General features: G+C 44.0%; 20 protein-coding genes. 14 read left to right on the plus strand and 6 right to left on the minus strand.

Translation table 11 applies throughout. The features are described 5' to 3' along the window. The first annotated feature begins 4 nt into the window (after positions 1–4). On the plus strand, positions 5–1,282 hold the full coding sequence (locus tag DWW10_RS06650) for an alginate export family protein (RefSeq protein ID WP_022393602.1): 1,278 nt from the start codon (positions 5–7) through the stop codon (positions 1,280–1,282). A 35-nt stretch (positions 1,283–1,317) separates the two neighbouring features. Here DWW10_RS06650 and DWW10_RS06655 read toward each other — a convergent pair whose 3' ends face one another. Both DWW10_RS06655 and DWW10_RS06660 read right to left on the minus strand, forming a co-directional pair. Beyond that, positions 1,318–2,007, minus strand: coding sequence for a Crp/Fnr family transcriptional regulator (locus DWW10_RS06655; protein WP_118487010.1), 690 nt, complete (start codon positions 2,005–2,007; stop codon positions 1,318–1,320). Positions 2,008–2,052: 45 nt separating this feature from the next. After that, the gene (locus tag DWW10_RS06660) at positions 2,053–2,691 is read right to left on the minus strand and encodes a Crp/Fnr family transcriptional regulator (protein WP_022393603.1); all 639 of its coding nucleotides are present in this window, start codon (positions 2,689–2,691) and stop codon (positions 2,053–2,055) included. Positions 2,692–2,888: 197 nt separating this feature from the next. Between DWW10_RS06660 and hcp the strand changes: the two genes are divergently transcribed. Next, positions 2,889–4,541, plus strand: a complete 1,653-nt coding sequence (hcp, locus tag DWW10_RS06665) for a hydroxylamine reductase (protein WP_022393604.1) — start codon at positions 2,889–2,891, stop codon at positions 4,539–4,541. A 68-nt stretch (positions 4,542–4,609) separates the two neighbouring features. Next, a complete protein-coding gene (locus tag DWW10_RS06670) occupies positions 4,610–5,614 on the plus strand; it encodes a tyrosine-type recombinase/integrase (protein WP_022393605.1) in 1,005 nt (334 codons plus the stop codon). 410 nt (positions 5,615–6,024) lie between these two features. On the opposite strand, the gene DWW10_RS26370 is transcribed toward DWW10_RS06670, so the two are convergent. After that, positions 6,025–6,156, minus strand: coding sequence for a hypothetical protein (locus DWW10_RS26370; protein ID WP_022393606.1), 132 nt, complete (start codon positions 6,154–6,156; stop codon positions 6,025–6,027). Positions 6,157–6,186: 30 nt separating this feature from the next. Here DWW10_RS26370 and DWW10_RS06675 point away from each other — a divergent pair, with 30 nt between their 5' ends. From DWW10_RS06675 to DWW10_RS06685, 3 genes are all read left to right on the plus strand, one after another. Continuing rightward, on the plus strand, positions 6,187–6,969 hold the full coding sequence (locus DWW10_RS06675; protein WP_022393607.1) for a DNA-binding domain-containing protein: 783 nt from the start codon (positions 6,187–6,189) through the stop codon (positions 6,967–6,969). Positions 6,970–7,157: 188 nt separating this feature from the next. Next, entirely contained in the window at positions 7,158–8,393 is a 1,236-nt protein-coding gene (locus DWW10_RS06680; RefSeq protein ID WP_022393608.1) for an LruC domain-containing protein, read from the plus strand. A 171-nt stretch (positions 8,394–8,564) separates the two neighbouring features. After that, on the plus strand, positions 8,565–10,292 hold the full coding sequence (locus tag DWW10_RS06685) for an ATP-binding protein (RefSeq protein ID WP_022393609.1): 1,728 nt from the start codon (positions 8,565–8,567) through the stop codon (positions 10,290–10,292). 21 nt (positions 10,293–10,313) lie between these two features. Here the strand turns inward: DWW10_RS06685 and DWW10_RS06690 are convergent, their stop codons facing one another. From DWW10_RS06690 to DWW10_RS06700, 3 genes are read right to left on the minus strand one after another with little or no spacing between them, the layout of a single operon-like run. Continuing rightward, positions 10,314–12,044 (minus strand): ABC transporter ATP-binding protein, encoded by a 1,731-nt coding sequence (locus DWW10_RS06690; protein WP_022393610.1) that lies wholly within the window; start codon positions 12,042–12,044, stop codon positions 10,314–10,316. After that, entirely contained in the window at positions 12,041–13,861 is a 1,821-nt protein-coding gene (locus tag DWW10_RS06695; RefSeq protein ID WP_022393611.1) for an ABC transporter ATP-binding protein, read from the minus strand. Before DWW10_RS06695 ends, DWW10_RS06690 begins: the two co-directional genes overlap by 4 nt. Before the next feature lie 58 nt (positions 13,862–13,919). Continuing rightward, the gene (locus tag DWW10_RS06700) at positions 13,920–14,531 is read right to left on the minus strand and encodes a TetR/AcrR family transcriptional regulator (RefSeq protein WP_044155328.1); all 612 of its coding nucleotides are present in this window, start codon (positions 14,529–14,531) and stop codon (positions 13,920–13,922) included. Positions 14,532–14,630: 99 nt separating this feature from the next. Here DWW10_RS06700 and DWW10_RS26375 point away from each other — a divergent pair, with 99 nt between their 5' ends. The 8 genes from DWW10_RS26375 (at position 14,631) to DWW10_RS06740 (ending at position 24,433) form a co-directional block, all read left to right on the plus strand. Further along, the gene (locus tag DWW10_RS26375; RefSeq protein WP_022393613.1) at positions 14,631–15,002 is read left to right on the plus strand and encodes a hypothetical protein; all 372 of its coding nucleotides are present in this window, start codon (positions 14,631–14,633) and stop codon (positions 15,000–15,002) included. Between the two features lie 114 nt (positions 15,003–15,116). Then, positions 15,117–16,487 (plus strand): hypothetical protein, encoded by a 1,371-nt coding sequence (locus DWW10_RS06710; RefSeq protein ID WP_022210573.1) that lies wholly within the window; start codon positions 15,117–15,119, stop codon positions 16,485–16,487. A gap of 40 nt (positions 16,488–16,527) precedes the next feature. Continuing rightward, positions 16,528–17,646 carry an imelysin family protein gene (locus DWW10_RS06715; RefSeq protein WP_022393614.1) on the plus strand — a complete coding sequence of 373 codons (1,119 nt, stop codon included), beginning with the start codon at positions 16,528–16,530 and terminating at the stop codon, positions 17,644–17,646. A gap of 128 nt (positions 17,647–17,774) precedes the next feature. Continuing rightward, positions 17,775–19,208: a di-heme oxidoredictase family protein gene (locus DWW10_RS06720; RefSeq protein ID WP_007216203.1), complete on the plus strand. Its 1,434-nt coding sequence runs from the start codon at positions 17,775–17,777 to the stop codon at positions 19,206–19,208. A 45-nt stretch (positions 19,209–19,253) separates the two neighbouring features. After that, positions 19,254–20,465 carry a porin gene (locus DWW10_RS06725; RefSeq protein ID WP_007212214.1) on the plus strand — a complete coding sequence of 404 codons (1,212 nt, stop codon included), beginning with the start codon at positions 19,254–19,256 and terminating at the stop codon, positions 20,463–20,465. A 19-nt stretch (positions 20,466–20,484) separates the two neighbouring features. Further along, positions 20,485–21,219 (plus strand): hypothetical protein, encoded by a 735-nt coding sequence (locus tag DWW10_RS06730; RefSeq protein WP_118420998.1) that lies wholly within the window; start codon positions 20,485–20,487, stop codon positions 21,217–21,219. A gap of 12 nt (positions 21,220–21,231) precedes the next feature. Further along, positions 21,232–22,386: a Rid family hydrolase gene (locus DWW10_RS06735; RefSeq protein ID WP_022393616.1), complete on the plus strand. Its 1,155-nt coding sequence runs from the start codon at positions 21,232–21,234 to the stop codon at positions 22,384–22,386. Then, on the plus strand, positions 22,373–24,433 hold the full coding sequence (locus DWW10_RS06740) for a cytochrome c biogenesis protein CcsA (RefSeq protein WP_022393617.1): 2,061 nt from the start codon (positions 22,373–22,375) through the stop codon (positions 24,431–24,433). Before DWW10_RS06735 ends, DWW10_RS06740 begins: the two co-directional genes overlap by 14 nt. Positions 24,434–24,468: the final 35 nt, after the last annotated feature.

Below are 24,468 nucleotides of genomic sequence, written 5' to 3' on the forward strand. Positions count from 1 at the left end.
CATTATGAAAACTACTTATTGGGCAATGCTTCTCATGCTTTTGCCAAGCATGGCGTATACGCAAACAATAGAAAAAGAGAATGAATTTACAATGTCCATCCAGATCAGACCTCGTGCAGAATATCGTAATGGTGCTCTGATGCCCCGTAACGAAGGAGAGGAACCTGCGGGATTCATCAATAACCGTGCACGCCTTTCTATGGAGTACAAGCGTTCTGATTTGCAAATGAAAATCTCGGCTCAGCATGTGGGGGTATGGGGACAAGATCCGCAGATTGACAAGAATGGACGTTTCATCATGAATGAGGCATGGGCTAAACTGAATTTCGGTAAAAACTTCTTTGCACAATTAGGTCGTCAGACCCTTTCGTACGATGACGAACGCATTCTGGGCGGACTGGATTGGAACATAGCCGGACGCTATCATGATGCATTGAAACTGGGTTATATCGATCCCAACAACCAATTGCATTTGATCCTCGCTTTCAACCAGAATGACGAGACTAAGATAGGCGGTACCTATTACGTGCAGACCGGAGCACAGCCTTACAAGAATATGCAGACATTCTGGTATCACTATAAATCCGATTATACTCCCTTTGATGCATCCTTACTATTCATGAATCTGGGATTGGAGACCGGAGATGCGGCAACAAAAGAATCCCATACCCGCTATCTGCAAACGATGGGTACTTATATTACTTATAAGGATAATGGCTGGAATGTGGACGGTGCTTTCTACTACCAGATGGGGAAGAACCTGAATGCAGAAAAGGTATCTGCCTTTATGGCAAGCCTGCAGGCCGCTTATGCCATTGACAAGACCTGGACAGTAGTGGCAAGTGCCGATTATCTAAGCGGAGACAGCGGTGACAGTGACAAGTACAAGGCATTCAATGTTCTGTATGGCACACATCACAAGTTCTACGGAGCTATGGATTATTTCTACGCATCTGACTTTAAAAACGGATATGCTCCCGGGTTGTTTGACAAACGTCTGGGTGTACGTTTCCGTGCTTCCGATAAGGTGGATATGGACTTGAACTACCACCATTTCTCAACAGCGGCGAAATTGCCGAATCTGAAGAAAGCATTAGGTTCGGAAGTCGATTACCAGATTAACTGGTCGGTGATGAAAGATGTGAAACTCTCTGCCGGATATTCCTTCATGCGCGGAACGGAAACCATGGATGTCGTGAAAGGTGGTAATCACAAAAGCTGGCAAGACTGGGGATGGGTTTCAGTAAATATCAATCCGAGAGTATTGTTTGTGAAGTGGTAAAGATAGATAAAAGAGAATACGTATGGGGAGCTTCCTCATACGTATTTTTCTAATGATGGTTCGTCCAGAACACGGACTGTCTTTCCGTCCATCTCTATAATTCCTTCCTTTATCGTTTTATTAATTTCCTTCGATAGTGCAGGGCGGGTTACATTCAGATATTCGGCAAGGGTTGCCTGATTGTGAATGATATTGACTGTTGAAGAATTCTTTTTCTTGTGTTCCAACAAGTAGACAACGAAACGTTCACGCACTGTTTTTCGTGATAGGGTTTTCAGCCGGGATACTGTGCAGACATTACAATTGCCCGTGATGCAAAGAAAGTTGTGTAATATTTTAGGTTCCTCGCTGATAAGCTTAAACATGGACTCTTTACTGGCGGTGAGCAGGGTACTGTCTTCCATGGCGGTAAAGGTTGCCGGCAGCACTCCGTCTGAACTGAATAAATGAGGAGTGGCGAATGCACGTGCCGCAACGATATATTCTATCATGACTTCATTTCCCAGTCCGTCAATAATATCTACCCGTAGTTTCCCTTCTAACAATACATATAACTTCTTGCAGAGTGTCCCCTGGGTGGCAATGATATCTTTTTTGTCGACCGAGTACAGGGAGATATCCAACCTGTCGAGCAATGAATGCTTGATGTTAAGGGGAAGGTCACGAAACAGCGGAATCTGGAAAAGTAATTCCTGATGTTTGTCGGTTAATGTTATTTTCCTCATTATATTAGGTAGTTGGTTGTACAAAGATACGATGAAAAAGTAGAATTAAAAGTATTTCTTCGAATTCTCCTCGTCAATAAACATTTCTTTTCCTTCTATTTGTATGCAGCCCTCATTGCTCAGTTCAGATATAGCACGTGCCAGTGACGGACGGGCCACTCCAAGTATATGTGCCACTTCCTGTTGGGAACCGATGCCTCCATGCATCTTTACATAATTGAGCAATCTGGATTTCAGGCTTTGTAAGGCAAACTCGTTCAGTTTCTTGGATAGAAACAAGCTTCGGTCGGAAATCAACTTCAGGAAATTCTGCATGATGATCGGGTACTGGTGCATGAACTCCAGAAAAGCATCCTTATTCAGAATCAATACTTCCGAGGTTTCCAGGGTTTCGATATTCACCGGGAAACGGTTTTCGGAGGCGAAGATGAAAGCCGGTGCAAGGAGTTTCGGAGCACGGAGAGTCTCTATGGTGAGTTGTTTTCCTTCTGCACTGACCATTTGCGTACGTACTGTTCCATTGCACAGAATATATAGAGAACGGTAAATATCTCCCTGCATGGCGATAAACTCTCCCGGTTTATAAGATTTAAGGGTATGTTGGTGCAATAGAACGAACTTTAACAGCGTTTCTTCTGTTATGCCTCGAAATAATGGCATTTGTAATAATATATGTGGTTCCATTCTTTTTTAAGTTTTTTGTGATTGGGTGTAACATACGTGACAATTTACCTGCCATAAACTCTCCATCTTTGCACAAAGATAATGCAAATCGAACGCAGAACTTTCATGCCTGCATGAAAAAGTTATGCTGAGATGCAGCTTATCTTCTTAAAAGAGAAGGAATATATATTTTATAACTAAATAAAAAGAATAAGATGATGGAAGCTAAAATGTTTTGTTATCAGTGCCAGGAGACAATGAAAGGCACCGGTTGTATCTTGAAAGGTGTGTGTGGAAAAGAAAGTCATACGGCAAAGGCAATGGATTTGCTGATGTTCGTGGTACGTGGAATATCAGTCGTTACCGATGAGTTCCGTAACGCTGGACATTCTGTAGCTGCCGAAGTGAACCGTTTTGTTGTGGATGCCTTATTCTGTACCATTACAAATGCCAACTTCGATGATGAAAGCATTCTGAACAGGGTGGATAAAGGTATGGTATTGCGTAACCGTTTAATAGAAGAAGCCAAAGAAAAAGGTATTTCCTTGCCTGAAATTGACGAATTGCAATGGCAGGGCGGACGTGATGAGTATGCTTCCAAGGCGGAAAGCGTGGGTGTGTTGCGTGAGCCCGACATAGATCTGCGTTCCCTGAAAGAATTGATGACCTATGGTCTGAAAGGTATGGCGGCATATCTGGAACATGCCATGCGTCTGGGATATGACGATGCTTCTATCCATACTTTTATGCAACATGCTTTGGCCGCCACTGCCACAAAATCACTTCCGGCAGGCGAATGGGTGAAGATGGTGCTCCAGACCGGAGAATACGGTGTGAAGACTATGGCTTTACTGGATAAAGCAAATACCGAACGCTATGGCAATCCGGAAATGACAAAAGTAAATATCGGAGTAGGGAAGCGTCCGGGTATCCTGATAAGCGGCCACGACCTGAAAGATATGGAAGAACTATTGAAGCAAACCGAAGGTACAGGAGTCGACGTGTACACACATAGCGAAATGCTACCTGCTCACTATTATCCTGCTTTCAAGAAGTATTCCCACTTCGTAGGCAACTATGGAAATGCCTGGTGGAAGCAGCGTGAAGAGTTCACCACCTTCAATGGCCCTATCCTGTTTACAACGAACTGTATCGTCCCCCCGTTGGCAAATGCTGAATATAAAGAACGTATGTTCACAACAAACTCCACCGGATATTCCGGTTGCAAGTACATTCAGGCAGATGCCGAAGGCAGAAAAGACTTCTCCGAAATTATCGAGATAGCCAAGCAATGCCAGCCGCCTACGGAAATAGAACGTGGAGAAATCATCGGTGGTTTTGCCCATAATCAGGTGTTGCAACTGGCAGATAAAGTGGTGGATGCCGTGAAGAGCGGTGCTATTCGTCGCTTTGTGGTTATGGCAGGTTGCGACGGACGTATGAAGGGACGTGATTATTATACCGAATTTGCCAAGGCATTGCCTAAAGATACAGTCATCCTGACAGCAGGTTGTGCCAAGTATCGTTACAATAAGTTGCCTCTGGGAGATATCAACGGCATCCCACGTGTATTGGATGCAGGACAGTGCAACGACAGCTATTCACTGGCAGTCATTGCAATGAAACTGAAAGAAGTGTTCGAGCTGAATGATATCAACGAACTCCCGATTGTGTATAACATTGCCTGGTACGAGCAGAAAGCCGTTATCGTACTGCTGGCCTTGTTGAGTCTGGGTGTGAAGAAAATCCATTTGGGGCCTACGCTGCCGGCCTTCCTGTCGCCCAATGTGGCAAAGGTCTTGGTAGATACTTTCCAAATAGGTACCATCAGTGATGTGGAAGATGACTTGAAGATGTTCCAATTATCATAAGACTGAAAAAACTCCGGTAATAGCTACTGCTGTGCCGGAGTTTTTATTATTAATAAATAGTGAGATTTATGAAAACAAAAGATGTAGAAACGGATGCGGGAAGTACGGATTTGGCTTCCTACATACTTGCTGTGACCGAACAGCTGAAACGTGAACGAAAGTTTGCGGCGGCGCATGGTTATGTGTCTGCACTGCATTCCTTCCAAGATTTTGCGGGTGGCAGGGGCACACCACTGCCTATGGATGAAGTGTTCACCCCTATGCGGCTGAAAGCCTATGAGGAGTGGCTGATGCAAAAGAAAAAGAGACCCTTGAAGGTGAACAGTGTGACCAGTTACATGAGTTCACTGCGGGCTGTGTACAACCGCTGGATGCCTGTAGGCACACCGGGACACAACCCACAGCTGTTTGCCGGTGTACATACACGGGTGGTGTCTCAAACCAAACGTGCGCTGCGTGGATGGCAGATGGAAAAGTTGTTGAGAGCAGAGAACGATGACCTGACCAGAGAAGAAAGAAGGGCTTTGGCATATTTCCGCCTGATGTTTCTGTGCAGGGGGATACCGTTTATCGACCTTGCCCATTTGCGCAGGCAGGATTTGCAGGGTCAATATCTGGTCTATCTCCGTCATAAGACTCAGAAACCGATGCGGGTGAAACTGTCTCCCGAAGCCTTGCGCCTACTACGAGGGCTCGGACAGAAGACTAACCCCTCATCTCCCTACCTGTTGCCAATCCTGGATGCAGAGATACAGGACGGTTGGGAACAATATCTTTCTTACCAGATTGCTTTACGTAACTTTAACCGGACATTAAAGCAAGCTGTAAAACGGATGCTTCCAGGCGTACCGGTAAGTTCCTACACTGCCCGCCATACTTGGGCTACGCTGGCTTACCACATGGGGCAGTCCATTGGTATTATCAGCCAATCACTGGGACACTCGTCCATCCGGGTAACGGAAACTTACCTCAAACCTTTTGAGAATGAACGTATCGATGAAGTAAATAGACAACTCATCGCAGCTGTGAAAAAAGGTAAATGGAAGAGGAGTATGCTTTACAGTATATTGTAAGACACGAAGTTGAGACGAAATTACTTACCAAGTAACGGCAGTAATCGCTTGCAAATATCCACTTATTTTCACAAATAAACAAGGATATATTAATAAAACTTTAAATATAATTCTTTCAAGACGGAATCACGATGATCTAAAACAGGAAAAACACATATTATCTTCTTATTTCTACTACGGCAGGTATACGAATTGCACCCTCCACTTTCAGCTTAGAAGCGGAACCATCAACTATTTTACTTTTAGCTCAGAAAAGTCTTTTTTTTATCCTAAGCGATGCGCTTGGAAATCGCTTTTTCCGCATGCATCGGATAGTAGTTTGAAATTACTTGGTAAGTAATTTCAGGACTTCTGTTTTTTGAAATCCGATAAATGATAATTAATGAAATGTATATATAGTGTAGCACGCTTTAACCGTTTGTTGTTGTGCTGTTTGTGGGATTGCGGTGTCTGGTTGTAGCGACAGCTGCGACGCCGCAATTTACCAAACGGAGCGAACGGCCCTGAATCACTTGCAACTCGTCACCTATATAGTTTATCATAAATATATTAACCCTAAAATAAAAGAGATTATGTCAGAAGAAATCAGGTATCAAATCAACGGCCAACTGGCGGATAACACCGTGACCGTGGACAACAAAGAGGATTTGATCCTCGTCCCCGTCTCCAACGGCAGTGCCGACGAGGAACGTATCATTGCCGAAATGAAAGCGGAAGACTCCGGCCTGCGGGAAGAAACTATCCGCCACGTCTTCGACCTGGAGAAGCGCGTCACCAAACGCCTGCTGATGAGTGGTGTCAGTGTGAACACTGGTTTGTATTATGCCTCGGTCAGTTTCCATGGTGTGATCGAGAGCTCCGCCTGGAATCCGGCAAAGAACTCTATCGTGGTAAACTTCAACGTGGGTGCCGACCTTCGCGAAGCCATCAAAAATACGGTGGTGAACATTATCGGTGCAAAAGGCAGTGCCATGTATATTGCAGGCGTTCAGGATACATCCACCCGTGCATTGGATTCCAGTGCCACAGCCGGACGTGCTTTCACCCTGAAGGGTGCATTGCTGAAAGTGACTGGTACCGACGACTCTGTAGGCATCATCTTGACTGACTCAAAAGGTACGATAACAAAAATCACCGAAGACTTGTGGGTATTGAACGAACCTTCGCGCCTCAGTTTCATCATCCCCAGCGGATTGGATAAAGGCACGTATGAACTGAAGGTGACGACACAATACAGTAGAAACACTCTGTTGAAAGTACCGCGCAGCGTTATAAAAACGATTTATATCGGCACGGCACCTACCGGCGGTGGAAGTGGAGGTGACGGAGGGATAGAGGAAGATCCGCTCGGATGATCCGTAGGTATTACTGGTGACGGTGTTGCACCCGAGCGAGTGACGGTGTTTCACCTGATCGGGTGATGGTGCTTCACCTGAACGGGTGACGATGCTTCACCCAATTTACATCTCAATCAACTGTGATAATGATTACTTAGGAGAGAGAACATACATTTTACATATCATAATAAAAAAACGAACGCAACATGAAAAGAAAATCGATTTTCACCTTGTCTTTATTGCTGGTCACGTTAGCCTTTACATCATGCGAGAAAAGTGTGTATGATGCAGACAAACAACCGCAAAAAGAAAAAACAGTAGCCGACCTGATCGTCCCGAGCGGGTTTGACTGGAAAATGACCAAGAATGCACAGTGCGAAATCACAACTCAAAGTGCATCGGATGTTTCAGTATACTCCGATAAGGAATGTACCGAAAATACAATGTTGGCAACTCTACAGACAAACGACGGAACCCTAACGATTCCTCTGAGCCTGCCTGCCAATTCTAAAGAGGCTTACCTGCAATACGAAACGGTAAATGGCAAGAAAATGGTTTTGGCAGCTGCTGCTGACAAGGACAATGTGGTTCATTTCACGCTTCCCCAGGACAGTAAACCGAGTCCTGAGACAAGGGCGGAAAGCACAACCAGAGGAAGAGGCAGTATCTGTTACCCTAATAGCGGCTGGGGTACTGTCATGTTCGAAGACCAATTTCCGAGTTTAGGAGATTACGATTTCAATGATTTTGTTCTTGGCTACAGGGTGCAAATTCCATTCAAATCCGATGGACATAAGTCAGTGATTGACGAAGCCATACAACTCGGTATTGAGTTGAGGGCTATGGGAGGCTCTTTCTCTTATACTCCATGTTTAAGATTGAAGAACCTGATGGCAAAGGATGTTGACGAGATTGAAGTATATCAGCGCTTTAATACATCCGTTGAAGAAGTAAACTGGTTTGCTGGTCCTGATGGTGAAGTCATTATGGACTTCAGTAATTTGGTTTCGGCAACTTCAAAGCCTTCCGGTAGTACCTTCTTTAATACGGACAAAGAATATCTTGTTACGGAACTTCCGCAATTGAATATTGCTATTTACTTGGACGACGATGATGTAGATGTAAATTCAGCAGACTTTGAAAGTATCGACTTTTATCTGGCAAAAGCCAATCATGGCACCGAAATCCATTTAGGAGGATACAAACCGGTATACGATACATATCCCAGTGACAACTCCGATTTGGGAACGGATTATTATTATAACAATAAAGGCTTGATTTGGGGCTTGAGTGTTCCGGCTCCTATAGCTCATGTAATTGAGAAAGGAAATTTCCTTGATGCTTATAAAGACTTTGCCGCCTGGGTGATGAGTGGCGGTCAGGATAAAGCAAATTGGTATAACGGAGAGAAGAATAACGAACTCTTGATAAAAACTCAATAAAATTAGAACCAGTTTTTAGAGTAGAACGGCACATATCCTGTATGGTAACTGAGGGATATGTGCCGTTCGTTAATTCGTAGCTACAACTTTCCCTTTCTTCTTTTGTTCATTCGAAAGGAATAGACTACATTTGCATGGAGTCCCCGTTTATGAATTTAAATATAGAGTGATATGGAACCGATTAAACAAGTACCTTATGGAGTATCTGACTTTGTAGCAGTAGTAGAGCAGAACTTGTATTACGTGGATAAGACTATGTATTTGCCGTTGCTCGAACAGCAACCTCGTAATTTGTTCTTTATCCGTCCGCGCCGTTTTGGGAAGAGCATTTTTCTGAATATGCTTCGCGCTTATTATGACAGTTCACAGAAAGCGAAATTTGAAAAACGTTTCGGCAATCTTTGGATTGGGCAGAATCCTACACCGTTGCAAGGGCGCTATCAGGTACTTTTCCTTGATTTCTCTAAAGCGGGCGCCGGGATAGAGAATTTGGAAGCCAACTTTAACCTTTATTGTTGCCGTCAATTGGATGGATTCATGGCGACTTATGAGGATGCTTACTCCGAACGTATCGTTGAAAACTTCTTTGCCTCTCAGTCGGCAGCTGATAAGTTGAGTATGATTGAAGTGGAAGCCACCCGTCAGGGCTATCCGCTCTATTTGATTGTAGACGAATATGACAATTTCACCAATGTGGTGCTCAACGAAAAGGGAAATGATTTATATCATGCCATTACGCATGCCAGCGGTTTTTATCGGGAGATATTCAAGAAGTTCAAGGGCATGTTCGAACGTATTTTTATGATGGGGGTAAGTCCCGTTACATTGGATGACTTGACGAGTGGTTTCAATATAGGTTGGAATATCAGCACCGATTATCAATTCAATATGATGCTGGGTTTCAGCGAAAGTGATGTCCGTGAGATGTTTCAGTATTATAAGGATGCCGGACAACTAAAGGGAGATGTCGAGGCGATGATAGCTGAGATGAAGCCGTGGTATGACAATTACTGTTTTGCAAAAGAGAGCTTGACGCGTGATCCGAAGATGTTCAACTGTGATATGGTGTTTTATTATTTGCGTAACTATATGAATCTGGATAAAGCCCCTGAGCAGATGATTGACCCCAATACCCGTACGGATTACAACAAGATGAAGAAGCTCATTCAGCTGGATCATCTGGATGGTGATCGTAAAGGGGTGCTCCGGAAGATTACCGAAGAGGGGGAGATTGTTGCAAATCTGATAACAACTTTCCCTGCCAGTCAGATTACAGATCCGGATATGTTTCCCAGTCTGTTGTTCTACTATGGTATGTTGACCATTACAGCAACACGGGGAGAACGCTTGGTACTAAGTATTCCCAATAACAATGTGCGTAAGCAATATTACGAGTATCTTCTGGAAGATTATCAGGCAAAGAATAAGGAATATATCAATTTAAATAATTTGAGGGATTTGTACTATGACATGTCTTATGACGGTAAATGGCGCGAAGCCCTTGAATTCATTGCCCATGCCTACAAGGACAATTCTTCTGTACGCAGTATGATTGAGGGCGAACGAAATATACAAGGCTTCTTTACCGCCTATCTTAGTGTGAATGCGTATTATCTGGTTGCTCCTGAAGTGGAATTGAACCATGGCTTTTGCGATATGTTTTTGATGCCCGACCTGCAACGCTATAGCGGGGTGGCGCACAGTTATATTCTGGAACTGAAATATCTGCCATCGAAAGAGTATGAAACAAAAGCTCCTGCCCAGTGGCAGGAAGCTGTTGATCAGATACATCGTTATGCTGAGGCCCCGAGGGTACAACAACTCATTCAAGGCACAAGATTGCATTGTATAGTAATGCAATTCAGCGGATGGGAATTGGCAAGGATGGAGGAGGTATAGAAAACCTCCTCTATCTCTTTCTTACAACTTCCACCCCAATGTCTTTTCCTGTATATTCCATAGCTTGGCGTATAGCCCCTTATTATCGAGTAGCTCCTGATGCTTACCTTGTTCGGCAATGCGTCCTTCCTCCAATACTATGATGTTATCTGCATTCTTGATCGTCTTCAGGCGATGGGCAATCACGATTACCGTGCGTCCTGCAATCAGGGTATTGATGGCACGCTGTACTTCCACTTCATTTTCCGGATCGAGTGAAGCCGTTGCTTCATCCAGAAGTACTACGGGAGCTTCTTTCAATATAGCCCGTGCAATGGAAATGCGCTGCTTCTCTCCACCGGATAAGGTACAACCGCCTTCACCGACCTGCGTATCATATCCTTTGGGCAATCGCATGATGAAATCGTGGCAACATGCTTTGCGGGCCGCCGCCTCTATTTCTTCGTCCGTAGCGTCGGTTTTGCCGAAACGGATATTGTTGCGAATGGTATCCTGAAACAGATACACATCCTGGAATACCATTGAGATATGACTCATCAACGATTCCGGTTCCAGGGTTTTCATATCTACTCCATTAAATAAAACCTGCCCCTGTTGCGGATCGTAAAAGCGTGCGCATAGTTTCAGCATGGTACTTTTTCCACTGCCCGAAGGACCTACCAGAGCGGTGAGTGTATTCTTACGCAATGTTACCGATACATCATGCAGTACCTGTTTTTTCTGATAGCCGAATGATACGTGATAGAAAGTAATATCACCGCTTTCCGGAGCCTCTTTACTACCTTGCATTTCCGGTTCGTTCATCAGCGTCAGGATGCGTCCCCCGGCAATGGAGAAATATCGGAATTCTGCAAAGTTGGTCAGTGCCGAAGTCAGCGGATCGAAGACGCGGGAACCGACAACGAGGAACATAACGAATGTGAGCAGGGATAAATCTCCTCCTATCAATAAGTATGTTCCGCAAAGTATCATCAACGTCAGACCTGCCCGTATCAACGTTACAGAAAGCAGTATGAACGGGCCGAGCAATGCTTCCTGGCGGATACAGGCACGGCGCAGTTCGGCAAAGGCATTCTTCAGACGGACAAACTTGTCGCCCAGCAGATTATATGCTTTCATTACCCGTATTCCCTGCAAGTACTCTTCCAAGCGATTGCCTGCATTGATTTTGGCAGCAATCTGTTTGCCGCTCAGTTTGTATTGCAGGTAAGTACTGCCCAGCAATATTCCTACGGCAAGTGGCAGGGCTATAAACATGGCAACGGCCATTCGCCAATCTATCCATAGCAAGCCGAGGAAGGCAAGTACAGGCATCACCAGTGCACCCATCAATTGGGGCAGATGATGCGAAATACCTGTTTCCGCCATGGTAAAGTCTGTAATCAGCATGGACGAAAGATCACCCGGATCGCGGCGTGAGAGGAAACCCAATGAGAGTTTCCGCAAATGCTCTGCCAGGCTGACACGTCCTGCGGCACTCATTTCATAGGCACCCCGGAAATTGGCACGGTAAGAAGCCCTTTCGGCCAATGCCATGACAAATACATACACTACAAGCAGGATAAAAATAGTCCAGAGCCGTTGAGTGTCCAGCGGCATTCCGCTGCCATCGAAAGCGCGGAATATCACGTTGATCGCTTCGATGGACAGGCAGAACGGGATAATATTTATCAGGTTGGCAAGCATCGTGTAGCCCACAGGTTTGCGAAGGCGTTCGGTGTGCCCTATCGTAATATTTTCTATTGCATTCATTCTTTTACCTCCTTCTTACTGTTTAGTTCCCAGCGGAACGCATCCGTATAAGCGTCCCACATATTCTTATATAATCCTTCCGTTTTACTTAATATCTCGTGTTTCCCATGCTGTACGAGCTTTCCTTCGTTCAATACGATGATTTGCTGTGCCGAAATGATGGACGAGAGACGGTGCGCAATGATGATAACCGTCTTATTCTGGATCAGATGTTGCAAAGCCTGCTGCATCTTATATTCATTTTCGGGATCGGCAAAAGCAGTCGCCTCGTCCAGCACCAGGATAGGGGCATTTTTCAGGATGGCCCTTGCCACACAGACACGTTGCGACTCGCCACCGGAAAGGTAGACGCCCTCATCTCCGATACGGGTTTCATAACCTTGCGGAAGGCTTTCTATAAATTCATGGCACTGTGCGGCTTTTGCGGCAGCTATCACTTCCTCGCGTCCTGCACCGGAGTTTCCTACCCGGATATTCTCATAGAGGGTATCAAAGAAAAGGAAACTATCCTGGAAAACAAAGGAAACAATGTCCATCAACTTTTCGGTGGGAATATCTTTGATGTTGACTCCTCCGATCCGTATTTCGCCTTCCGCTACATCCCAGAAGCGGGGAATCAGATTGGCTACTGTCGATTTTCCTGAACCCGAAGGGCCTACGAGTGCCGTAATTTCACCTTGGCGTGCTGTGAAGGTGATGTCGCGCAGCGCTTCGGTACGGGTTGTCTCCGCTTTATTCTCATAAGTGAAACTAACCTTGAGGAATTCAATGTCATAACCGGCGGGTACTTGCGGTGTTTGTGCTTCCGATACGGGCGGCTCGGCAAAGATACGATCGATACGTTCTACGCCCTCGTCTATTTCCCGTGTGCCCGATCCGAGGTACATCAGTTTATAAATAGGGGAGGCTACTCCGGGCCCCATAATAATAAAGAATAGATAGACAGCGGCTAGTGCCAAATTTTGTGGCTCATGACTCAGTAATAGTAGACCTATCGGCAGAATAAACGTAATGAGTGAGTTCAGTAATATGGTGAAGACCATCATACCGGGTTCGTATGTATCGCATACTTTCAGTGCATATTCCTTATACGCCTCAATCTCACTGTTGAAACGGCGGAATGACCGGACGCTCTGACCGAAGATTTTCACGACCGGCATGCCGCGTACATATTGTACGGCTGAGGCGCTCATTCGTTCCTGTGTATCAAAGTAGATTTTAGTAAACTCCTGTGCCTTTTTCCCGAAGAAGTTGGCAAATTGTAATCCTATACTCAATGCGATACAAAATAGACAGACCGCTGCCATCCAGCCATTCAGGGAGAAGAAGATAATAAACATCAGAGTGACCGTAGCCAATACATTCACAAGGTCGGGGATGGTATGGGCAATGAAGTTCTCAATCTTTTCTACATTCTGTTCCATAATTTTCTTGATGCTTCCGGTAGATGTACCGTTCAGGTATCCTAACGATAAGCGTCCAATGTGTTCCGATAGCTTGATACGCAGTCCGTATAGGATACGGAAAGCTGCTACATGTGAGGCCATCAGTGCCGCATAAAGTAGCAATAATCCTCCGATCAGTCCGAAGAAGGCAAACCATCCCCAGTATATCAGTATTCCGCTATCTATCTTTTCTAAATCACTGGCGTGAAGCAGTAACTCCTGCAATACGCGGTATACCGACCAGTAGGGAACCAACATGCATGTAGCGCTTCCTGCCGACAAAATACCGGCTAGGATCAGCAACCCTTTCCGCTCGCCTGCAATCTCAAACAGGCGGGCGATTCCTTTTTTCTTTTTCAGTTTCTCTTTCATAATCTATCATACTTTTAAAAACGAACAATATTCAGATTCGTTCAAAAAAAGAGAGAGCTTATATTTTCATAAGCTCTCTCCAACCAGTTACTTCGAATGTGATGTATTCTGTGACTATCTGTTCCAAATCTTCTATCCCGACTCGGTGCATGATCAATTCCTCAAACATGGTGAACATCCATGCCGTGTGCAGGTGGATAGAAAAGTCGGTTACATTGATATTCATTTGCGGATGTTTTTCTTTCATATCTCTGAAGTACTCTTTCACAAGTGATGTGGAGCGTTCGGTGAAGTTCTCCTTGAAGTTTTCCAGTGAAGAACCCTGTGCATGGAAAAATAGCAATACCAACAATTTGCGATGCTTTTGTATCAATGTCATGTACTCTTCTATCACATATCGTAGGTATTCTGTGGAATACATCTCCATGATATCTGCTCCATAACGCCCGTGATGTTCGTGCAGCATCCTTTCGAATGCACTGATTACAGGCCGTACCACCGTACAGAAAATATCATCCTTACTTTTGAAATAGTTATAGATATTGCTCAACCCTACCTGTGCTTCTTGTGCAATTTCGCGCATGGAAGCCTTCGGAAAGCCGTTTTCGAGGAATACCTTTTCGGCAGCTTTCAAAATTTCTTTTTGTATGTCATCTTTAGGGTATTGCATAAGTTTTATTTCTCGACTGCAAAGTAGGGGAGAATCCGCGTTTTCTGAAATACCCATTAATGATGGTTTTTTGTTAGATTTTTATAAAAATCACAATTATTGGGTATTGCCAAGGTCGCTGAAAGCATGCAACTTTGCGCGTATAATCTAACTATAAACTGCTATATGGTGAAACTAACCAATCATAAAAGGGCAATTGACAGACCTTTAAGTTGTAAGAGATGGGGAATAATAGCTATTATTATTCTTTTTGCAGGTAGCTTATCTTTTTTACTGTACTCTTACTTTTCTCATGACGTTGATAATCCTCAGTGTAACTGTTTGCTATGTATGCTTAATCATGTTCCTGAAGAGGGAGAGTACATTTATAACCGCTATTTGATATTTATTAGTTTTATCTGGATTGCTGTGATCTTTGCGGCTGTCTTTTTAGTGAATTACTGCTTTGTAAAAAAGAACAAAAAGAAATAGTGTTCGTTTAAGTACCTACTTGTTATTATTTTTAATAACACAATACTCATATTTGGGTATTGCCCGCCTTTTTAACTCCCTCTACCTTTGCGCCAACAAAATTTAAGATAAAAGATGAGAAAATTAACTTGCTTATTCGCCTTAGGTTTCTTGCTTTTTAACAATACTTTACGGGCTAATGAACCTGAAAAAGTAACCTCAACAGAAGAGGTATCTGAAACTACGGCAAAGAAAGAGAGAATAAAACAGGTAACAAAAGATGACGACTACGAAAAGTTCCGTTTCGGTGGATACGGAGAAATGGTAGCAAAGTTTATGAATTACGGAACGAATCGTTTCTATGGTGGGGTCGATAACAGTGATCACCGCAATACCATTGCGATTCCTCGTTTTGTGTTGGCTTTTGACTACAAGTTTAATTCCAAGTGGATACTGGGTGCTGAAATAGAGTTTGAAGCAGGAGGTGTAGGTATTGAAACTGAACTTGAGAATTCAGAAAACGGTGAGTATGAAACAGAAATGGAAAAGGGTGGAGAAGTCGCTCTTGAGCAATTTCACATTACTCGTCTGATACATTCGGCTTTCAATGTTCGTGCTGGTCATTTGATTGTACCTATGGGATTGACCAATGCACACCATGAGCCTATCAATTTCTTTGGAACATCTCGTCCTGAGGGTGAAACCACAATTATTCCTTCTACCTGGCATGAGACAGGATTGGAATTCTTCGGCTCTTTTGGTAAAGGATATGCGCGTTTTGATTATCAGGCAATGATTGTTGCCGGCTTGAATGCTGATGGCTTCGGTCGCGATAATTGGGTTGCCGGTGGTAAGCAGGGGCTCTTTGAACAAGATAACTTTACTTCGCCTGCTTATGTAGCACGTCTGGACTATAAAGGGGTACCGGGACTGCGTGTAGGTGCTGCCTTTTACTATTGTAATGACGTGACAGCCAATGCTGATAAGAATTATAAGTATAGCAGCGTAGGTCGCTCATCAGTGAAAATCTACTCTGCCGATGCACAGTATAAAAATAAATATGTTACCGCTCGTGGTAATATCATTTATGGTGATTTAGAGAATTCTTCCAAGATCAGCAAGGTTACTCTTTCCAATAACTCCAATTATTATCACGGTGCTATGCGTAATGTAGCTAAGAATGCCCTGTGCTATGGCTTGGAGGCTGGTCTCAACCTGAGTGCTTTCTTCTCACAGAAGAAATGTCCGGTTATTTATCCTTATGCCCGTTATGAATACTACAACCCGCAGGAAGAGGCAGAAGGTTCTGCTACAATGGAGAAACGCTGTCAGGTAAGCAAATGGACGGCAGGAGTTAACTGGTTTGCATTGCCGAATCTGGTTGTGAAAGCCGATTATACTACCCGTCATATTGGTACGAACAAGGTATTTGGATCGACTAAATATAACAATGAAAATGAATTTGCTATCGGCATAGCTTATGTCGGTTGGTTTACCAAGAGATAGTTCAAATAGGTATTTATAATTAATTTAATGTTTAAGTAATATGAAAAAGTTTTTTTACTTGTCGGCTCTTTCATTGGGCATGATGTGTTCCATTACGGCTTGTAGTGATGATGACACTACGACTATAGACGCTAAAAATCTTGACTATACGGCAGAGAATGCAAGTAGTTGGGGAAATTACATGCGAGTAGTTGCACAATTGTTGGTGAATGATGCTACTGCTCTTTATGATGACTGGGCGGTTAAATACAACGAAGGTGGAAGTTATGCAGATTTCTTTAAGAATCAAGATGCTTTGACGAGCGTTGAGCAGTTGATTGATGGCTGTGTAGACATTGCCAATGAAGTAGGTACTGCCAAAATTGGTGACCCTTACGATCTTTTCATACATAATAATGAAGAAAAGGCTTTGTATGCTGTAGAGTCATGGTACAGCTGGCATTCTCGTGAAGACTATCGTAACAATATCTATTCTATTCGTAATGCTTATTTCGGAACACGTACAGGTGTTGTTAGCGAGTCATCTCTCTCAAAAGCAGTAGCTGCAGTAAATGCTAATCTTGATACTGAAGTGAAAAAAGCGATTGATGATGCAGCAGCAGCAATTTGGGCTATCCCGAGTCCTTTTCGCAACAATATCAATAGCCCGGAAGCAGTAAGTGCTATGGAAGCTTGTGCCACTTTGGAGGGAGTACTCAAGGGAAGTTTGAAGAATTGTATCGAAAGTATTGATAAAACAGTGTTGGCTGAAGTCGTAAGAAATTATGTGGATGTAGTTGTATTACCTACTTACTCTGATTTGAAAGCGGGAAATCAGGCTCTTTTCGATGCTGTTGAAACATTCCGTACTTCTCCCAGCAATGCTAACTTCAAGGCTTGTGCTACAGCATGGCTTGCTGCTCGTACACCGTGGGAAACCAGTGAGGCATTCCTTTTCGGTCCGGTTGCCGACAAAGGTCTTGACCCCAATATGGATAGCTGGCCGCTCGACCAGGATGGTATCGTACAGATCCTGACTTCCGGTAATTACTCTAACCTGAACTGGGATGGAGACTATGATGAAGAAGATGACAAAATTGCCGGTGCGCAAGCATTGCGTGGTTACCACACTTTGGAGTATCTGATCTTCAAAGATGGTGAGGCCCGTACCATTCAGTAAGATTTTTACTTGTTAGAAATAAGATTTTGCGGAAACAGCGGGATAATGAATATTCTGTTGCTTCCGCAACATCTGCGTTAAAAAGATAAATGTTAGTTACGTATTTTGCAATAATAATTCAATAACGAATGAATGGCTTATTAAAATACTCATTTCCAATCTGTTTTTCGCTTCTGGCGCTGTTTGCCTGCGAAAATGATGGAATTGATGTGGATGATATAGAAGTACCTGCCGGCTTTGCCCTCTCTGCCGGTACTGCTACCAACTTCCTGACTTCCTCTTATGCTTATGACAGGTCTGCTGACTGGATAACAGGGGCATACGATAAACGTTTCACCCGTGGTGACAAATTGTATGATGATATCCGCACCAGTAGTAATGGAATAGGGGGAGGACTGGGACCGGTTTATGCCGGTTATTCTTGTGGTAGCTGTCACCGAAATGCCGGACGTACGCAACCTACTTTATGGAGCGAAGGTGGTTCCGGCAGTTCCGGCTTTTCGTCTATGTTGGTTTATATTAGTCGTAAGAATGGAGCTTTCTTTCAGGATTATGGACGTGTGCTTCATGATCAGGCTATTTATGGCGTGAAGCCCGAGGGAAAACTGAAAGTGGAATATACCTATGAGACTTTCCAATTCCCTGATGGTGAGACGTATGAACTCTGCAAACCTAATTATTCTATTTATGAATGGTATGCGGACAGCATTAAACCCGAAGACCTGTTCTGTACAGTGCGTATTCCTTTGCGCCACGTAGGTATGGGACAAATGATGGCGCTTGATCCCACTGAAATTGAAGCTTTGGCTGCTAAAAGCAATTATCCGGAATATGGTATCAGTGGCCGTTGCAACTACATCTCCGAGAGAGGAGTGAGAAGTTTAGGCTTGTCCGGTAATAAAGCGCAGCATGCCGACCTGACAGTGGAACTTGGTTTCTCCAGCGATATGGGAGTTACGAACAGCCGCTATCCCGAAGAAATCTGTGAAGGGCAGGCACAAGTAAATCAAGGCAGTATGATGGGACTTTCTTATGCCCAATTGGATGTATCTACAGAAGAGATGGAGAATGTAGACCTCTACATGCAGAGCCTTAGTGTTCCGGCACGCCGCAATGTGAATAATGAACAAGTGATCAAGGGTGAGCAGAATTTTTATAAGGCGAAGTGCCATCTCTGCCATGTAACCACCTTGCACACAAAACCACGTGGTTCTGTACTGTTGAACGGAACCCGCCTTCCTTGGCTGGGTAGTCAGACAATTCATCCATATTCGGACTTCCTGCTTCATGACATGGGCTCTGAAATCATGGGCGTAGGACTGAATGATAACTATGTAAGCGGTTTGGCCCGTGGCAACGAATGGCGTACGACTCCGCTTTGGGGTATCGGATTGCAGGAAACTGTGAATGGTCATACTTACTTCCTGCACGATGGGCGCGCCCGCAACTATGTTGAGGCTATCATGTGGCACGGTGGTGAGGGTGAAGCATCGAAGAACCTCTTCAAAAAGATGAGTAAAGAAGATCGTGATGCTTTGGTCGCATTCTTGAAATCATTATAAAACAAATAACGAACAATAAAACCAATAAGTATTATACAAGCAATTATGAAGAAATTAATTTTAATGGTTGTAATGGCTGCCCTTTCGTTGGCTGCTATGGCACAGCATGAAGAAGATACAGAAAACGGTGTAGTGTCACTCGCCGGAAGAGAGGGATTTACGATAGAAACCAAGAAGGGAGACTTTGTATTCAAGCCCTACCTGTTGGTACAGACTTGTGCAAATTTCAATTGGTATGATGATGAAGGTTTGGATAAAGCGTACAATCAGGATAATGTAGCTAATTCCGGTTTCTCAATTCCCTATGCTGTATTGGGCTTCACCGGTAAAGCTTTTGGTAAAGTAGCCTTTAATCTTTCTATCAATGCGGCTGCCAGTGGGGGAGCATTGCTTCAACAAGCATGGTTCGATGTACAACTTAAAAAACAGTTTGCCGTGCGTGTCGGTAAATTCAAAACACCTTTCTCGCATGCTTATCTGACGACGTTGGGCGAAACATTGTTGCCGCAGTTGCCGGTATCGTTGACTTCTGCCGTCATTCTGCCTTATTCTTTGAATGCGGTAACGCCTAATATCGGTACCGGTTTTGACCTCGGTGTTGAAATTCACGGATTGGTAGCTGATAAATTTGGCTATGAAGTAGGTTTATTCAATGGCACCGGTTCTTCTGTAAATACAGCTACAAAAACTTTGAGTGATGATTGGCATATCCCTTCTTTACTGTATGCGGGACGCTTTACTTATATGCCTAAAGGTGTGATGCCGTCCACTCAAGGTAATCCCAACCGTTTGAATGAAGATAAGATCATGTTCGGAGTATCGGCTTCAATCAATGTGGAAAGTGAGAATGAAAGTACCAATGATACCCGTGTGGGAGTGGAATTTGCCATGTTAAAGAACAAACTATATCTGGGTGCCGAAGCATATTATATGAATGTAGGTTTCACGGATCGCCAGAAGATCAATGAAAGCTACAATTATTTGGGTGGTTATGTACAGGGCGGTTACTTTGTAGCTCCCCGTTTGCAGGCTGCCTTGCGTTATGACTTCTTTAACCGTAATGGCACGGGTGATGACGGATTTTTGAATATGCCGGCTGTGGGTATGAATTATTTCTTTAAGGGTTGTAACCTGAAACTCCAGGCTATGTACCAGTATATTGCCCGTACGGGTCACGATACACAGCTCGACCGCGATAATGATAATTTAGGTCTGGCCACTCATTCTGCAACAGTAATGCTGCAATATACTTTCTAAAAAACAGGAAAGGGTGGGTATGAAGAACTATATATTATTCTTTCTTGCTATCTTTACGCTGACAGCTTTTTATTCATGTGATGATGGAAGAATCTATGAGAAGGAGGTCAATATACAGCGTGGTGGACGTGCTATGAAGTTGACAGGTCGTTTCAGTGGCATCAGCAATTGGACGGACGATTATAGTGTCGTTGTGGCAGGCTTCAATGATAAAAGTGAATACGCCGTTATAACGAAATCACTGCCAGTCAATGTAGCCGACGGAACAGATATCGTTATGACACTGGGAGGTATCAGTGATGATGTGAAATCACTCAAATTGTGTGTTATCAGTCGTTTGCGTGAATGCATTGTTGAATTTAAGACGATGGAAGATGAAGAACTCACAGCTATCACAGATACCATATTAATGGATGTGGGAACACTGGACGTGGGTATGTTCAGTTCTATCCAGTCACAGGTTTTCGATAAAAGATGTGTAGCATGCCATGGGCAGACCGGTTCTGCATCAGGTAATTTATTTCTGACGGAGGGTAAGAGTTATCATGCGTTGGTCAACCAGCCGGCGCATAAGAATAGTGATATACTATTGGTGAAGTCTGGCAGTGCAGAAGAGAGTTTTCTACATCTGGTCTTGAACAGGGCTGGTGATACGAGTATGAACCATACCGATATGCTGTCAGAAGATGAGCAACCCTTATTGAAACTGATAGATAATTGGATAAACGAAGGTATTTTTTTGAATAACGAGTAAACGATATTGGAAATGAACAACAAAAAACAACAAACTAACCAATCAGAGAATACATTAACCGAGATTTTTAAATATGAAGTAAAAGAAGGCGTTTCAGAGTTTCATGTAATGATTCACTCTACCCGGCCGGAAGATACTTATGAGGAACAATTAAATGCAGTAGCCAATGCCTACAACGATTTGCTTGCAGGTGAATTGAAAGGTGCCATGGCTGTGTTTAAACGTTATTTCCTGAGTGATACCGCCAATCAGGCTGACCTCCTGCTGGCTATCACTACCGAAAGTTCCGACTGTGCTCTTTCCGTGGTAGAGCAACCCCCTTTGGATGGGACGAAAATAGCTTTGTGGGCTTATTTACAGACCAATGTGCAGACACAAGTGGTGCACAACGGACTATTTGAAGTAAAGCACAATGCGTATCGCCACCTGTGGGGAGGCAGTGTTTTCAATCGTGCTGCTAATTCTGAATACCAGACCCGTTTGTTGCTGAATGACTACGTGATGCAGCTTATGGAACAAGGATGTAAATTGGCGAATAACTGTATCCGTACCTGGTTCTTCGTACAGAATGTGGATGTGAATTATGTCGGTGTGGTAAAGGCACGTAATGAGGTTTTTGTTACTCAGAATCTGACGGAAAAAACACACTATATTGCCAGTACAGGTATCGGTGGACGTCATGCTGATCCTAAGGTATTGGTACAAATGGATACCTATGCTGTGGCAGGCTTAAAGCCGGAACAGATACACTTCCTTTATGCTCCTACGCATCTGAATCCTACTTATGAGTATGGTGTCAGCTTTGAACGCGGAACGTATGTCGATTACGGTGACCGGCGTCAAGTGTTTATTTCAGGTACGGCAAGTATCAACAATAAAGGGGAAATAGTATACCCCGGCGACATCCGCAGGCAGACGGAACGGATGTGGGAAAATGTAGAAGCCTTGCTGAAAGAGGCTGAGTGCACATTTGATGATTTGGGACATATGATTGTTTACTTGCGTGACATTGCAGACTATGCAGTTGTGAAGAGTATGTATGACAAGCGTTTTCCAGATACTCCTAAAGTATTTGTACATGCGCCTGTATGCCGTCCCGGATGGTTGATTGAAATGGAATGTATGGGAGTTAAGGCTTTGAAGAATAAGGAATATGCACCTTTTTAATTTGAAGAAAAGTCTCGTCTTCTTATATATCTGTCTGGTGGCTTTGCTCGCTGCGGTGACCTTTGTGGAGCATGTACATGGAACAGAGTTTGTAGAAAAGTATGTTTATCATACAGTTTGGTTTTGTTGTTTGTGGGGAGTACTTGCCGCATTGGCAGTTGCCGTGTTGGTTAAGCGGCAGTTGTGGCGGCGTCTCCCGACATTGTTGTTGCATGGCTCCTTCCTCGTTATCTTGGTGGGAGCCATGATTACATTTTCATACAGCAAAAAAGGATATATGCATCTCACAGTAGGTACTGAGGTGGGAACTTTCATAGACCAAGACAGTAAGCGGGTAATCGAACTACCGTTCACCCTATGTTTAGACAGTTTTCGGGTGGAGTATTATCCGGGGACGGATGCTCCGGCAGATTACGTCAGCTATATTCGGGATGCGGAACCTGTTTCCATGAATCGTATCCTCTCTCGTCAGGGGTATCGCTTTTACCAGTCTTCTTTTGATGATGATAAAGAGGGGAGTTGGTTGTCGGTGAATTATGACCCGTGGGGAATAGGGATTACGTATGCAGGATATATTTTGCTGGGTATCTCCATGTTGTGGATGCTTGTCGGTCGCAGTGGGGAATTCCGTAGATTGCTCAGGCATCCGTTGCTTCGAAAAGGGGGAATGTTTGTGTGGTTGCTCATGGTTACGGGAGCGGCGATGCAAGCTGAAAACAGAAGTCTTCCGGCACTTGCACTCAGACAGGCGGATAGTCTGGCATCCAAACAAGTGATTTATCATGATCGCGTAGTACCTTTTAATACCCTTGCACGAGACTTTGTATTGAAACTGACCGGGAAATCTTCTTATGGTGGCATGACACCCGAACAGGTTGTCGGAGGTTGGTTACTTCGTCCGGAGGTTTGGCAGAATGAACCGATGATCTATATAAAGAGTGTGGAACTTCGTCATTTACTCCGATTACCTTCTTCTTATGCCCGTCTTACTGATTTGTTTGATGGGCAAAACTATCGCTTGCAGGAGTTTTGGAAAGGCGGACAAAAGCCACACATGAAAATGACTTCGTTGGAAAAGGCTATCATGGAAACGGACGAAAAGGTAGGATTGATACTGATGCTACGGAGTGGAACACTTATCCGTCCTTTACCGGAAGATGGGAGTATAAAACCACTGTCTGACGTAAAGGTGCAGGCTGAAATATTGTACAATCGCATTCCATTCAGCAAACTGTTGTTTATGTTCAATTTGACTGTAGGGATGCTGGCATTTTTCTATCTGCTTTATTGCAGCATGCATCGTTCGGCAGGTAAGGCATGGAGCGTTTTTACAGTTGCACTTTATGCGGCATTCCTTTTTCAACTCTTTGGCTACTGTTTGCGGTGGTATATTGGCGGGCGTATTCCACTGAGCAATGGATATGAAACCATGCAGTTTATGGCACTGTCTACACTTCTGCTTGCATGCATATTCCGGCGTCGCTTCTCTTTTACGTTGCCTTTTGGATTGCTCATTTCGGGTTTTGCCTTGTTGGTAGCTTATCTTGGGCAGAACAATCCTCAGATTACTCCTTTGATGCCTGTGTTGCTGTCTCCCTGGTTAAGTATCCATGTTTCTCTGATTATGGTATCTTATGCATTGTTTGCCTTTATGATGCTAAATGGATTACTGGCATTCTGCATAGGAGGCTGGCGAAAAAAGGCAATCGATTCGGAGATTCAGGAACAGCGTAAGGTCCGTGTGGAGCAATTGATGCTTTTCAGTCGGTTGATGCTCTATCCGGCAGTATTTTGTCTGGGGGCGGGAATTTTTATTGGTGCTGTGTGGGCGAATGTTTCATGGGGTCGTTATTGGGCCTGGGACCCGAAAGAAGTCTGGGCTTTGATCACCTTTTTAATCTATGGTGCGGCATTCCACGGACCATCGCTTGCCGTCTTCCGGCAACCCCGGTTCTTCCATGCTTATATGGTGTTGGCTTTCTTTACGGTGCTGATGACTTACTTCGGAGTAAATTATCTACTGGGCGGTATGCATAGCTATGCCTGATTATCTTTCTATTTTCGGATGATATAATAAAAATG

Source organism: Bacteroides intestinalis (genome assembly GCF_003464595.1).
GTDB lineage: Bacteria > Bacteroidota > Bacteroidia > Bacteroidales > Bacteroidaceae > Bacteroides > Bacteroides intestinalis_A.

Bases quoted from the DNA above. Each gene is read 5' to 3' on its own strand.
- DWW10_RS06740 (WP_022393617.1), top strand. From the start codon at position 22,373: ATGCACCTTTTTAATTTGAAGAAAAGTCTCGTCTTCTTATATATCTGT.
- DWW10_RS06730 (WP_118420998.1), top strand. From the start codon at position 20,485: ATGAAGAACTATATATTATTCTTTCTTGCTATCTTTACGCTGACAGCT.
- DWW10_RS06715 (WP_022393614.1), top strand. From the start codon at position 16,528: ATGAAAAAGTTTTTTTACTTGTCGGCTCTTTCATTGGGCATGATGTGT.
- DWW10_RS06680 (WP_022393608.1), top strand. From the start codon at position 7,158: ATGAAAAGAAAATCGATTTTCACCTTGTCTTTATTGCTGGTCACGTTA.
- DWW10_RS06735 (WP_022393616.1), top strand. From the start codon at position 21,232: ATGAACAACAAAAAACAACAAACTAACCAATCAGAGAATACATTAACC.
- DWW10_RS06710 (WP_022210573.1), top strand. From the start codon at position 15,117: ATGAGAAAATTAACTTGCTTATTCGCCTTAGGTTTCTTGCTTTTTAAC.
- DWW10_RS06655 (WP_118487010.1), bottom strand. From the start codon at position 2,007: ATGAGGAAAATAACATTAACCGACAAACATCAGGAATTACTTTTCCAG.
- DWW10_RS06720 (WP_007216203.1), top strand. From the start codon at position 17,775: ATGAATGGCTTATTAAAATACTCATTTCCAATCTGTTTTTCGCTTCTG.
- DWW10_RS06675 (WP_022393607.1), top strand. From the start codon at position 6,187: ATGTCAGAAGAAATCAGGTATCAAATCAACGGCCAACTGGCGGATAAC.
- DWW10_RS06725 (WP_007212214.1), top strand. From the start codon at position 19,254: ATGAAGAAATTAATTTTAATGGTTGTAATGGCTGCCCTTTCGTTGGCT.
- DWW10_RS06700 (WP_044155328.1), bottom strand. From the start codon at position 14,531: ATGCAATACCCTAAAGATGACATACAAAAAGAAATTTTGAAAGCTGCC.
- DWW10_RS06650 (WP_022393602.1), top strand. From the start codon at position 5: ATGAAAACTACTTATTGGGCAATGCTTCTCATGCTTTTGCCAAGCATG.
- DWW10_RS06690 (WP_022393610.1), bottom strand. From the start codon at position 12,044: ATGAATGCAATAGAAAATATTACGATAGGGCACACCGAACGCCTTCGC.
- DWW10_RS06660 (WP_022393603.1), bottom strand. From the start codon at position 2,691: ATGGAACCACATATATTATTACAAATGCCATTATTTCGAGGCATAACA.
- DWW10_RS26370 (WP_022393606.1), bottom strand. From the start codon at position 6,156: ATGATAAACTATATAGGTGACGAGTTGCAAGTGATTCAGGGCCGTTCG.
- DWW10_RS06685 (WP_022393609.1), top strand. From the start codon at position 8,565: ATGGAACCGATTAAACAAGTACCTTATGGAGTATCTGACTTTGTAGCA.
- hcp (WP_022393604.1), top strand. From the start codon at position 2,889: ATGGAAGCTAAAATGTTTTGTTATCAGTGCCAGGAGACAATGAAAGGC.
- DWW10_RS06670 (WP_022393605.1), top strand. From the start codon at position 4,610: ATGAAAACAAAAGATGTAGAAACGGATGCGGGAAGTACGGATTTGGCT.
- DWW10_RS06695 (WP_022393611.1), bottom strand. From the start codon at position 13,861: ATGAAAGAGAAACTGAAAAAGAAAAAAGGAATCGCCCGCCTGTTTGAG.